Genomic DNA, 12,103 nt, shown 5'->3' with positions numbered 1-12,103 from the left:
CATCGTCGCCCCAGACCACAGAGGAACTGTTCGCGGATGATGAGAATGAGGAGCGAGGTCTGTCTCTGGATGTGGTAAGGGAAAAGCTGGGGCCGATCCTGGCCGACCCATCTCTGACAAAGACAGGGCAGAATATTAAATACGATCTCATCGTGCTCGAGTCTCATGAACTTCCAGTCGAGGGTGTGAACTGGGACACGATGATCGCTTCATATTGTATAGACCCTTCGCGCAGATCTCATTCTCTTGATAACCTGGTCATGGACCACTTCAGGCACAGGATGATACCGTACAGAGATCTGTTCGAGAAACGAGACCGTATAAAAGATATCAGGAAGGTCCCCATCGAAAGACTTTGCGAGTATGCCTGCGAGGACGCCGACTTCACTTTCAGGTTGAAGGAGATATTTTCGGCATTGCTCGAGGAAGAAGGGCTGGAGGATCTATTCGAGGATGTTGAGATGCCCCTCAGTTTTGTTCTGAAGAGGATGGAGCAGGAGGGGATGGCCCTCGATACGGAAAGGCTCGAAAGACTTTCCGGCGAGATCTCGACCGAACTGGTGAGATTGACCGAAGGGATATACGATCTTGCCGGTGAGGAATTCAATATAAACTCGAACCAGCAATTACAGAGAATACTTTTCGAAAAGCTTGAATTAACGCCGGGGAAAAAGACGAAGACAGGCTTTTCGACCGATGTGACTGTTCTGACGGAACTGGCGGTCGAACATGAGATCGCGGCTCTGATGCTGGACTACAGACAGATGTCGAAGATGTCGAGTACGTATGTCGATACATTGCCCCGTCTTGTAAACAGAAGGACCGGCAAGATACATACATCGTTTAATCAGACGGTGACGATCACGGGAAGGCTTTCATCAAGCGACCCCAATCTTCAGAACATACCGATACGGACCGAGCCAGGTCGGCAGATCCGGGGCGCATTCATTCCAAGCGAGGGAAGGATACTTCTCGACGCGGACTATTCCCAGGTCGAACTGAGGATCATGGCTCATCTGTCAAAAGACCCGGGACTCGTGACGGCTTTCAGGGATGAGTGTGATATCCACACGCGCACCGCATCAAAGATATTCGAGGTCGATGAGGACAAGGTGACAAGAGAGATGAGGTCGGCAGCAAAGACTATCAATTTCGGATTGATGTACGGGCAGGGGGCGAGGGCCCTTTCGCAACAACTGCGAATACCCTTTGAAGAGGCGAAGGATTTTATCGAGGGGTATTTCGAACAGTATCCAGGCATAGCCGAATTCATAGAAAAATCAAAAGAGACTGCAAGAATAAAAGGGTACGCCGAGACACTGCTGGGGCGAAGGCGGCCGTTACCCGACATCAACAGCAGCAATGGCAGATTTCGCAGTTTTGCTGAGCGCAATGCCGTTAATACGCCCATTCAGGGGACAGCCGCGGACATGATCAAGATAGCAATGATCAACATCGACGCCGAGATGATGAGGCGCGGGCTGGAAAGCAGTATGATACTTCAGGTACACGATGAGCTTGTCTTCGATGTCGTGCCCGGTGAGATCGACACTATGAAAGAACTTGTCAGGGAATTGATGGAATCGGCCGTGGAGCTGGATGTACCTCTGAAAGTAGATATGAATACCGGGGATAACTGGCTGGAGGCTCATTGATGCGTTGTCCCGTGATCGTGGTCACCGGGCCGATCGGTTCGGGAAAGACGACCCTGGCCAGGGTCTTTGCCGGACGCGGAGGCTGTCTCTTGATGGCAGATCCCCTGGCGAGAGAGGTCTACGAGGACCCCGTTCTCAGGGCGAAGCTTAAAAAAGTATTCGGGAGTGGTGTCTTTACACCTTCAGGAAAGGTGTCGAGAAAAAAGCTGGGTAAGGCTGTGTTTTCGGGCAACGGCAGGATCGGAGAACTTAACAGCCTGGTAAAGCCGTTCGTCAAGCGTCTTGTAAGCGGGAAAATACGTGAAAAACGGAAGACGGAAGAGTACATAGTCCTTGATGCTGTCCTCTTTTTTGAGTATAAGTTCAGATTCAAAGCAGATCTTGTGATCCTCGTCGATGCTCCAGGGTCTATAAGGGTGAACAGGGTGATGAAGAGAGACGGGATATCGAGGGAGAATGCACTTGCGAGGATCGAGAGACAGGATTATCTCAGGACCGGATGGGCCGCAGCTGATGTAAGAATCGATGCTTCCGGTTCAAAAAAGGCCGCGATAACAAGGGCGGAAGAGGTGCGTGACCTTTTCCTGAAAGAACAGGGCCTGTAATGGAGGGGCACTGATGAACGAGAAGATAACATTGAAAGAAATAGAAGGATCTGTCAGCGGGATGGAAGAAAGACTTTTCAGCCTCAAGGAGTTTCTTTGACCTCGAAAAAATGACTTCAGAGAGCGTGGCGATCGAAGAGAAGATGTCCGCTCCAGATTTCTGGAATGATCGGCAAAGGGCGGAGAAACTCGTTTCCAGATTAAAATCTCTCAAGAATCAAATCGATCCATGTACTACGCTGAAAGACGACCTCGTGTCTCTCCGTGAGCTTATTGTCCTCAACGATGATGAGGAAGATGACTCGATCCTTGTCGAGATCATCTCTGAACTGGGAAAGATCGGAAAGAAGATCGATGAATTCGAACTCCAGGTCCTTCTCTCAGGTGAGAATGACAGGGGGGACGCCCTGATGAATATCCATCCGGGTGCCGGTGGGACGGAATCTCAGGACTGGGCCGAAATGCTTCTGAGACTCTATACTCGCTATCTGGACAAAAACGGGTATCAACACAAACTACTCGACCTTCAACCTGGCGATGAGGCCGGGATCAAGAACGCCACTATTGAAGTGAAGGGGGAGATGGCCTACGGCCGGTTGAAATCTGAGGGCGGAATACACCGCCTTGTGAGAATATCCCCATTCGATGCAAATCACAGAAGGCATACTTCTTTTGCCTCGGTGTTCATATATCCCGAGGTGGCCGAAGACATAGAGGTAGAGATCAATCCGGAAGAGATCCGGATAGACACATACCGGGCAAGTGGAGCAGGCGGACAGCACGTGAACAAGACGGATTCCGCGATCCGTATTACCCATTTTCCGACGGGTATCGTGGTTCAATGTCAAAACGAGCGGAGTCAGCACCGGAACAGGGAGTCGGCCATGAAGGTGCTTCGCTCGAGGATCTACCTGAAACTTCTTGAAGAGGAAGATGAGCGGAGAGCGAAGGCAGCCGGAGAGAAGAAGGATATTTCCTGGGGAAACCAGATCAGGAGCTATGTATTTCACCCATATACAATGGTAAAGGATCACCGCACCAGTGTTCAGACGGGTAATATCCAGGCGGTGATGGATGGGGAGATCGATCAATTCATCGAGGGCTTCCTCAGGTGGAAGGAAAGGAAGAATTAAAGTGACCAACAGGGAGAATCCGAAAGATGGCGGACGCGAGCGTGATATCAGGATCGAAAAGCTTGCCAGACTGAGGGAGATGGGTATAAACCCGTATCCCTACAGGTTCCAGAGGACACATAGTATCGAGGAGGTCAGGAAGAGCGAGGAGACTCTTGCTCCGGACGAGGTCGAGGTAGCGATAGCCGGGCGTATCATGTCGGCAAGAGGCCATGGCCATACATCGTTTGGAAATATCAAGGACGACACAGGAAGTATTCAGTTCTATATCAAGGACGCGGATGTCGACGAGAAGACCTGGGCTCTTTTCAAGATGATCGATATCGGAGACATCGCTGGAATATGGGGTGTACTCTTCAGGACGAGGACAGAGGAGTTGACAGTCAAGATCCGGAAGATAGAACTTCTCAGCAAGGCGATCCTTCCGCTTCCCGAAAAGTATCATGGTCTTCAGGACAAGGAACTGAGGTACAGAAGGAGATACGTCGATCTTATAGTGAATGACGAGGTGATGGAAGTATTCAGGACCCGGACGCTGATCATCGATACAGTGAGGGACTATCTGAGACAGCATAATTTTCTCGAGGTCGAGACACCGGTCCTGCAGCCCCTGTACGGCGGAGCGATGGCAAGGCCGTTCGTCACCCATCACAATTCACTCGATATGACCCTGTATCTGCGGATCGCGGACGAACTCTATCTCAAGCGCCTGGTGGTCGGTGGAATGGAAAGGGTGTTCGAGTTCTGTAAGGATTTTCGGAATGAGGGGATGGACAGGTCCCACAACCCGGAGTTCACAATGCTGGAATGCTACGCCGCTTACTGGGACTATAACGATATGATGGGATTCCTCGAGGAGATGTATGCCCGGGTCTGTGAAAAGGTGCTGGGAACGACCAGCATAAAATACGGGGAACACGACATCGATCTGGCTCCGCCGTGGAAAAGACTCACTTTCTTCGGATCTCTTGAGGACAAGACCGGAGTCGATCTGACTGCCGCAGACATAACGGAAATAGAGAGAGTCGCGAAGAAACACAATATAGATATCGATGGGATCACGGGGAGGGGGGCACTTCTCGACGAAATTTTCTCTGAACTGGTCGAGCCGGGGTTGATCCAGCCGACCTTCATCCTAGACCATCCGATTGAGATCTCTCCCCTCGCAAAAGCTCACAGGTCGACCGAAGGCCTGGTCGAAAGGTTCGAGCCATATATAGCCGGATTCGAAGTGGCCAACGCCTTCAGCGAGCTTAACGATCCTATAGACCAGCGGGCCCGGTTCGAAGATCAGGTGAGGATGCGAAAAGAGGGGGCCGACGATATGCATCCGATAGACGAAGATTACCTGCGTGCACTTGAGCATGGCATGCCGCCTACAGGGGGACTCGGTGTAGGGATCGACCGGATGGTGATGCTTCTGACAGATTCATCCTCGATAAGGGATGTAATACTATTTCCCCAGATGAGGGCAGAGCATGGGCGGGAGGCGGATAAGGACTGATGCACTATTCGCTGGTAATCGCCATGAGATATCTTCGCGCGAGGAAACGGAGCGGTTTCGTCTCCCGAGTGACTGTGATAGCGATCGGAGGGACTCTGGTAGGCGTAACGACGCTGATAATAGTCCTGTCTCTCATGAACGGATTTGAAGACGAATTGAGGAACAGGATAGTCGAATTCAATACCCATGTACTGGTCTTCACCAGAAACCCCCAGGCCTGGGCCGCTATTGATACCGTATCGACAAGATTGGCGGAAATCGAGAGTGTAGTTGCCTCCTCACCATTTATAAGGGGAGAGTCACTGATCTACTACGAGCTTGTCCCCGGCGTCAGGGTGAAGACAAAGGGAGTGATAGTAAAGGGTGTGGACCTTGATGCCGAGCGGGCGGTATCGGCGGTCGTAGATTCATTCGTGCCGGCGATATCCTCATTCGAGACATCGGGATTCGAAGATGGAGAAGTTGTTCCCGGAATAGTGCTCGGCGAGGACCTCGCTGAAGACCTCAGAATCTCGTATGGAGAGATATTGGCCCTGGTCAGTGCTCCGGCAGAGATGCGGGTCGGTCAGATCAAGCCGAGGACCAGGGATTTCAGAGTCATCGGCACGTTCAAGACGGGGGTCTTCGAGTTCGATTCGCGGTTTGCCTACATCGACATAAAGGAAGCGGAGACTTTCTACGATTACGAAGCTTCTACAAGAGGCCTGGGGATAAGGATCGATGATATTTACAAGGCTCGGGAGATCGATGAGAAGATACAGGAGAGCATCTCTTACGCCTATGGGACGAACAACTGGATAACATTGAACAGTAATCTCTTCAGTTACATCAAGGTTGAGAAGATACTGATGTTCCTTCTGCTCGCTCTGATAATACTGATCGCGGCGTTCAATCTTGTGGGTATGCTGACGATGGTCATAATGGAAAAACGGAGCGAAATAGGGATCCTCAGGTCGATGGGAGCATCATCGAGGGGGATCATGTCTATATTCATGGTAGAAGGTACAGTGATAGGCGGTGTTGGAACGATTCTCGGAGTAATCCTGGGGCTGGTCATCTGCTCGCTTCTCTCCATGGTGAAACTCGATCTGCCGCCCGAAGTATATTTCATCAACACCCTCCCTGTGCTGATAGACTGGGTCGACATTGCGACAGTCTCGATCGCTTCGATGGTAATATGCTTCATAGCAACGATATATCCCAGTTGGGAAGCGTGTAATATGTTGCCGCTTGACGCTATAAAATACGATTGAGGCAATGACTTTGCCGGGGTACTTGCCTGAGGCAAGGTGGAGTCATATATTTTTAACAGAGGCGGATAATGAGTATTCTCGAAGCGGAAGGAATATGGAAATCGTTCAAGGGCGCCAAGGGCCCGATCGAAGTACTTTGCGATCTTGATTTCTCCGCGGAAGAGGGTGAAGTCGTCACTATACTCGGAGAATCAGGAGTTGGGAAAAGTACGCTTCTGCATGTCCTGGGAACCCTTGACAAGCCAGACCGTGGCAGGATCGTCATCAAGGGCGCCGATCCGGCCGCATGTAACGATCGGGAGTTGAACAGGATCAGGAACCTCGACATCGGTTTCATCTTTCAATTCCATTACCTTCTGCCTGAATTCGACGCTCTTGAGAATGTCATGATGCCTTCGTTCCTTCACGGGGCACAGAGAAGGGATATTGAAGATAGAGCAACGATGCTTCTTTCCGAGGTCGGCCTGGCTGAAAGGACAAGCCATCGGCCCACGGAACTCTCCGGGGGAGAGCAGCAGAGAGTCGCAGTCGCGAGAGCTTTGATGAACGAGCCAGCAATAATCTTCGCCGACGAACCGACAGGTAACCTCGACGAAAGGAACAGCGACCTTCTGCATCGCCTGATCCTGGACCTGAGCCGTTCAAAGAACCAGACTTTCATAGTCGTTACTCACAAGAGGGAAATGCTCGAAACTTCCGATAGAGGGCTGATAATGAAGGACGGCAGGCTTACAGGAGAGGATATCCGCTGATATGCAGTGTCAATTCTGCCAGGAGAGAGAGGCAACGATACATTTTACCAACGTTATCGGTACGAGGGTGGAGAAGATACATATCTGTCAGGACTGTGCGGATGAAAAAGGATTCGACTACCTTAAGAAGAGCAATTTCGAAAAGGGAGACCTGCTCGCAGGTTTGATGAACCTGGCGGCAGGAGTCGAGAGGCCTGGTATGGCCAGAAAACGATGTTCCGGTTGCGACAGGACATATGCCGATTTCAGGAAAACGGGAAAACTCGGATGCTCGCAGTGTTATGAAGTATTCAGGACCGAGCTCGATCAGGTGCTGACCAGTATTCACGGGGATACGAGGCACAAGGGCAAGGTGCCGGAGAGATTTGGTCAGAGGATCGATCTGTCCCGGAGGATCCATGAGCTTCAGAAGGAACTGCAGATGACAATAGAAATGGAACAATACGAAAGAGCCGCCGAGATCAGGGATGAGATAAGTTCTATGAAGGATTCAGATAACGGTACAGAACAAGGATGAATCATCGTGTCAGATGTTGCCGACCTGATAAAAAAATCGGCGGGATGGCTTTCGGACGAAGGTGAAGAAAGCGAGATCGTTCTCTCGAGCAGGGTCAGGCTTGCCCGCAATCTCGACGACTGGCCTTTTTCTCATATAGCCTCTTCAGAAGTACTCGAGTCCATAAGATCCGAGGTCTCCGCGGCCGTGATGGAAAATGGCCTGCTGGAAGATCCGCTGTTGATGGAAATGGACGGGATGTCGGGTGCGGACCGACTTCTTTTAGCCGAGAGGCGATTGATCTCTCACGAAATGGTCATGAATTTCAAGAACCGGGCGTTGATAGTCGACATGGATGAATCACTCGGTGTGATGGTCAACGAGGAGGACCACCTGAGGATGCAATCGATGGAGTCGGGGCTCAGCTTGAGAAAAGCCTTCAAGAAGATCACGAGGTTCGACGATGAACTGGACAGGCGACTTGACTTCGCCTTTTCGAACAGGCTCGGATATCTTACGGCCTGTACGACGAACGTGGGGACCGGCCTTCGTGTATCTGCCATGGTACACCTTCCGGGGCTGGTACATAACCACGACATACGGCAGGTCATCGACGGATTGAGGCAGGTCAGGCTCACAGTCAGGGGCAGCTACGGTGAGGGTAGTGATGTCACCGGCAATATGTTTCAGATATCGAACAGTATCACTCTCGGATTATCGGAGGAAGATACTGTGGTCAATATGGAATCGCACATAAGGAAGGTCCTGGAGTTCGAAAAGAAAGCGCGTGAAAGCCTCCTGAGAGAGGCACGGACTTTGCTTGAAGACAAGGTCTGGAGGTCTTACGGATTACTGAAGACAGCCAGGCTTGTAACTTCAAAGGAAGCAATGAGTTTGGTTTCGGCCATTCGCCTCGGCGTAGGGCTGAATATCATTAGTGATGTAAAATTGTCCGTTTTGAATGAAATATTGATCATGATCCAGCCCATGCATCTTCAGCACCTCTACGGAAACGAGATGAAAGCTGAGGAAAGGGACAGGACGAGAGCAGATTATATTAGATCCAGACTCGAAGGTCGGTAAAGGCCGCGGAGTCCGTAGCCGTGAAAGGATGTTGAGGTCGATATGAATGACAAGTTTACCGAACGAGTAAGAAAAGTCATTTACCTCGCGAGGGATGAAGCAAACAGGTTGCAGCACGATTATATCGGGACGGAACATCTCCTGCTCGGGATCGCCAGGGAAGGTGAAGGAATCGCGGCGAAGGTACTCCAGAAACTGGATCTCGATATGGATCAGATACAGCAGGCTATTGAGAATCTTGTCAAACCGACAGGCGGGACCCTTACGCTGGGCGAAATACCACTGACACCCAGGGCAAAGAGAGTACTCGAACTATCTGTCGAGGAAGCAAGACTTCTGGGGCATAACTATGTCGGGACCGAGCATCTCCTTCTGGGTCTGATAAGAGAGGGCGAAGGAGTGGCTGCCAGGGTTCTTCTAGAGCTCGGAGTCGACCGGAAGAGGGTCCGCGAAGAGATAATGAAGATACTCCATCAGGGTGGGGGCAGTTCCGCATCCGGAAAGCAGGTCAGCGCGAAGAGCGAATCTCCTACTCTCGACCAGTTCGGCAGAGACCTTACCGAGCTTGCCAGGGAAAACAAGCTCGATCCGATCATAGGCAGAGAGCGCGAGATGCACCGGATCATTCAGATCCTCTGCAGGCGAAAGAAGAATAACCCCGTTCTGATCGGTGAACCTGGTGTCGGCAAGACGGCGATCATCGAGGGCCTTGCGCAACAGATAGTCTCCAATCAGGTCCCAGAACTTCTCAAAGACAAGAGGATTACGACGCTCGACCTTGCATCTGTAGTGGCAGGAACAAAATACAGAGGACAGTTCGAGGAACGTCTGAAGAATATTATTAACGAGATCAGGGATAACGATCAAATCATCATCTTCATCGATGAGATTCACACTATCGTAGGAGCAGGCGGCGCGGAAGGTGCGATCGATGCTTCCAATATGCTGAAACCCGCGCTGGCCAGAGGTGAGATACAGTGTATCGGAGCGACCACTCTTGATGAGTACAGGAAGCATATCGAAAAGGATGGAGCCCTGGAAAGAAGGTTCCAGTCGATTCTGATCAATCCTCCGACAGAGGAAGAGACAGTAGAGATAATAATGGGTCTTCGGGATAAATACGAAGCTCACCACAGGACCAAGTTCGAAAAGGATGCTATAAAGCAGGCGGTCTATCTTTCCCAGCGATATGTGCAGGGAAGGTTCCTGCCCGACAAGGCTATCGACGTCATCGATGAAGCCGGCGCCCGAGCCAGGCTGAATATAACAACGATCCCGGATAATCTTAGAGATGTTGAGAAGAAGATCGAAGAGATATCCAAGGAAAAGGAATCGGCCATCCAGTCTCAGGAGTTTGAAAAAGCCGCTTCGTTCCGTGATCAGGAAAAACAGTTGAAGGAAGATTTGAAGGACAGAAAGAGAGAATGGGTCGAGAGCAGACAGGAGCAGGAATCTGTCGTTACCAGCCAGGATATCGCCAGTGTGATCTCGGATATGACGGGTATCCCTGTATCGGATGTCGAAGAGGAAGAGACTGTCAAGCTTCTTAACCTCGAAGACGAGCTCAGGAAGAGAGTGATCGGACAGGAACCTGCACTGATGGCTATAGCGAAGGCTGTTCGCCGAAACAGGGCCGGGTTGAGAGATCCGAGGCGCCCGATCGGCTCGTTTGTGTTCCTGGGACCTACAGGCGTAGGAAAGACCGAGCTGGCAAGGACCCTCTCCGCCACCCTTTTCGAGAGTGAAGATGCCTTGATCCAGATAGATATGTCCGAATATATGGAGAAGTTCGCCATATCCAGGCTGGTCGGAGCTCCTCCTGGATATGTCGGGTATGAGGAAGGTGGACAGCTCACCGAGAAGGTGAGAAGAAAGCCATATTCCGTGGTATTGCTCGACGAGATCGAAAAGGCACATCCAGACGTGTTCAACCTGTTGCTACAGATCCTCGAGGAAGGAAGTATCACTGATTCCTTCGGGAGGCGGATAGATTTCAAGAACACGGTCCTGATAATGACCTCGAACGCCGGCGCAAAGGATATCAAGGGCAAGAAAGCTTTTGGATTTGCTCTCGACGGTGAGAATGTCGATAGCGGATACGACCACATGAAGAACAAGATCATGGAGGCTGCCCGTCAGATATTCAACCCGGAATTCATCAACAGGATAGACGAAATGATAGTTTTCAGGCAGCTTGAAAAACACGATCTGATGTTGATAATCGATATTCTTCTTTCGGATCTCTATTCGAGACTCGATTCAATGACACTCGATTTTGAAGTCACGACCTCTGCCAAGGAATTCATTATCGAAAAGGGATACGATCCGACACTGGGAGCCAGGCCGCTCAAGAGATCCATCCAGAGGCTTCTGGAGGATCCACTCAGTGAGAAGATGCTCGGTGGTGAGATATCCAGGAATTCCAAGCTCAAGATCTCTGCGGATCCGGGATCGGAAAAACTGATATTCGAGAACCTCGAACTTCCCGCGAAGGCAAAACCCGAATAAGTCGAAACTTCCGCGAGCTTCAATCGTACAATTAAATGGGCCCCGGACTGGTTCCGGGGCCTTTTTAGTCGGAAACCGGGGGATATTCCCCTGTAATACCCGGATTTCCTTGTCTCAGTGCAAGTTATAGCTCTGAACGTGTGGTATTACTGGATTTTTCCGGCTATTGTTTTATCTTGATGAAGACCTATGGCTATGATAGCATTCACCGGATTTTGAAGTGGGAACAACCAGGAAGGGAATTGATGAGATTACCGGTCATGCTTATTGTGCTTCTGGCCCTTGTATCGACCGCGGCTGGAGCAATAGAGATATCGCACGTAGAAGTCAGCGGGAATGTCTTTGTGTCGCACAAGAAGATCGTATCGATCTTTGGAGTGCGCCAGGGTGAGGATTATACTCTGGACAGGATCTCCCAGGGAATCAAGAGACTGATCAAAACCAAGGATTTTGCCGATGTCAGCGCCTGGTACAGGGACGAGGATGGAAAGGCCGTGATCATTCTCCATGTGGAGGAATATCCGAGGGTGAAGGGAGTCCATGTCGAGGGTAACGATCATGTGGATGAAACCGATATAAGGGGAAAGTTGTTGCTTCGCGAGGGATTCTTTGCCCGCCCGGCAATGATATCGTCCGACCTGGCCGCGATGAAGGAGATTTATACGGAGAAGGGATATAACCGGGCCGAGATAACCGTCAGAAAGACACCTGTTCCGGACCAGCACATGATCCATGTCACCTACGTGATTGCCGAGGGCAGAAAAGTAAAGATCAGATATATGGACCTGATCGGCAACGGTGAGATCGATTCAAAGAAGATAAGAAAGACTATTGAAAGTCATGAGGATCACTGGTGGAGCGGTGGAGAATACAAACCCGGGGTTCTTGAGGAAGATCTGACCAAGATAGAGACGTTGTACAGGAATCAGGGGTACCTCGATGTAAAAGCTACGGTGATGAGGCTGGATGAGATCGGTGACGGAAGTCATGTGGATATCTACATCAAGATCGATGAGGGTGAGAGGAATTATGTTGGTGACCTGATATGGAGCGGTAATATAGTAGTAGAGGACGAAGATATAAGGTCTCTCATCGCTCTGAAGAAGGGAGACCC

Annotated in this window: 10 protein-coding genes; all 10 read left to right on the top strand. The window is 50.7% G+C overall.

The annotated features are described in order from the left end of the window. A partial coding sequence (gene polA, locus KOO63_13065) for a DNA polymerase I (GenBank protein MBU8922742.1) occupies positions 1-1,655 on the top strand: 1,655 nt, incomplete at its 5' end. Beyond that, the gene (coaE, locus tag KOO63_13060; protein ID MBU8922741.1) at positions 1,655-2,260 is read left to right on the top strand and encodes a dephospho-CoA kinase; all 606 of its coding nucleotides are present in this window, start codon (positions 1,655-1,657) and stop codon (positions 2,258-2,260) included. The genes polA and coaE, both read left to right, overlap by 1 nt. 110 nt (positions 2,261-2,370) lie before the next feature. After that, complete coding sequence (gene prfB, locus KOO63_13055; GenBank protein MBU8922740.1) at positions 2,371-3,393, top strand: peptide chain release factor 2; 1,023 nt, start codon at positions 2,371-2,373, stop codon at positions 3,391-3,393. Beyond that, positions 3,335-4,897, top strand: coding sequence for a lysine--tRNA ligase (gene lysS / locus KOO63_13050; GenBank protein ID MBU8922739.1), 1,563 nt, complete (start codon positions 3,335-3,337; stop codon positions 4,895-4,897). The genes prfB and lysS overlap by 59 nt, the downstream gene beginning before the upstream one ends. Further along, complete coding sequence (locus KOO63_13045; GenBank protein MBU8922738.1) at positions 4,897-6,150, top strand: FtsX-like permease family protein; 1,254 nt, start codon at positions 4,897-4,899, stop codon at positions 6,148-6,150. Before lysS ends, KOO63_13045 begins: the two co-directional genes overlap by 1 nt. Positions 6,151-6,224: 74 nt before the next feature. After that, positions 6,225-6,902 carry an ABC transporter ATP-binding protein gene (locus KOO63_13040; protein MBU8922737.1) on the top strand — a complete coding sequence of 226 codons (678 nt, stop codon included), beginning with the start codon at positions 6,225-6,227 and terminating at the stop codon, positions 6,900-6,902. A gap of 1 nt (position 6,903) precedes the next feature. After that, positions 6,904-7,419 carry a UvrB/UvrC motif-containing protein gene (locus KOO63_13035; protein ID MBU8922736.1) on the top strand — a complete coding sequence of 172 codons (516 nt, stop codon included), beginning with the start codon at positions 6,904-6,906 and terminating at the stop codon, positions 7,417-7,419. Between the two features lie 6 nt (positions 7,420-7,425). Then, positions 7,426-8,481: a protein arginine kinase gene (locus KOO63_13030; GenBank protein ID MBU8922735.1), complete on the top strand. Its 1,056-nt coding sequence runs from the start codon at positions 7,426-7,428 to the stop codon at positions 8,479-8,481. A gap of 42 nt (positions 8,482-8,523) precedes the next feature. Continuing rightward, entirely contained in the window at positions 8,524-10,989 is a 2,466-nt protein-coding gene (locus KOO63_13025) for an ATP-dependent Clp protease ATP-binding subunit (protein ID MBU8922734.1), read from the top strand. Positions 10,990-11,234: 245 nt separating this feature from the next. Next, positions 11,235-12,103: hypothetical protein (locus KOO63_13020; GenBank protein ID MBU8922733.1), on the top strand; the 869-nt coding region annotated here is incomplete at its 3' end.

The sequence above is a fragment of the Candidatus Latescibacterota bacterium genome (assembly GCA_019038625.1).
Classification (GTDB): domain Bacteria; phylum Krumholzibacteriota; class Krumholzibacteriia; order Krumholzibacteriales; family Krumholzibacteriaceae; genus JAGLYV01.
The sequence above is the reverse complement of the archived record's forward strand: the minus strand, read 5'-3'. Positions and strand labels throughout refer to the sequence as shown.

What these genes read in the sequence shown, in the direction of transcription:
- KOO63_13025 (MBU8922734.1), top strand. Translation starts at nt 8,524, where the DNA reads ATGAATGACAAGTTTACCGAACGAGTAAGAAAAGTCATTTACCTCGCG.
- coaE (MBU8922741.1), top strand. Translation starts at nt 1,655, where the DNA reads ATGCGTTGTCCCGTGATCGTGGTCACCGGGCCGATCGGTTCGGGAAAG.
- prfB (MBU8922740.1), top strand. Translation starts at nt 2,371, where the DNA reads ATGACTTCAGAGAGCGTGGCGATCGAAGAGAAGATGTCCGCTCCAGAT.
- lysS (MBU8922739.1), top strand. Translation starts at nt 3,335, where the DNA reads ATGGGGAGATCGATCAATTCATCGAGGGCTTCCTCAGGTGGAAGGAAA.
- KOO63_13035 (MBU8922736.1), top strand. Translation starts at nt 6,904, where the DNA reads ATGCAGTGTCAATTCTGCCAGGAGAGAGAGGCAACGATACATTTTACC.
- KOO63_13045 (MBU8922738.1), top strand. Translation starts at nt 4,897, where the DNA reads ATGCACTATTCGCTGGTAATCGCCATGAGATATCTTCGCGCGAGGAAA.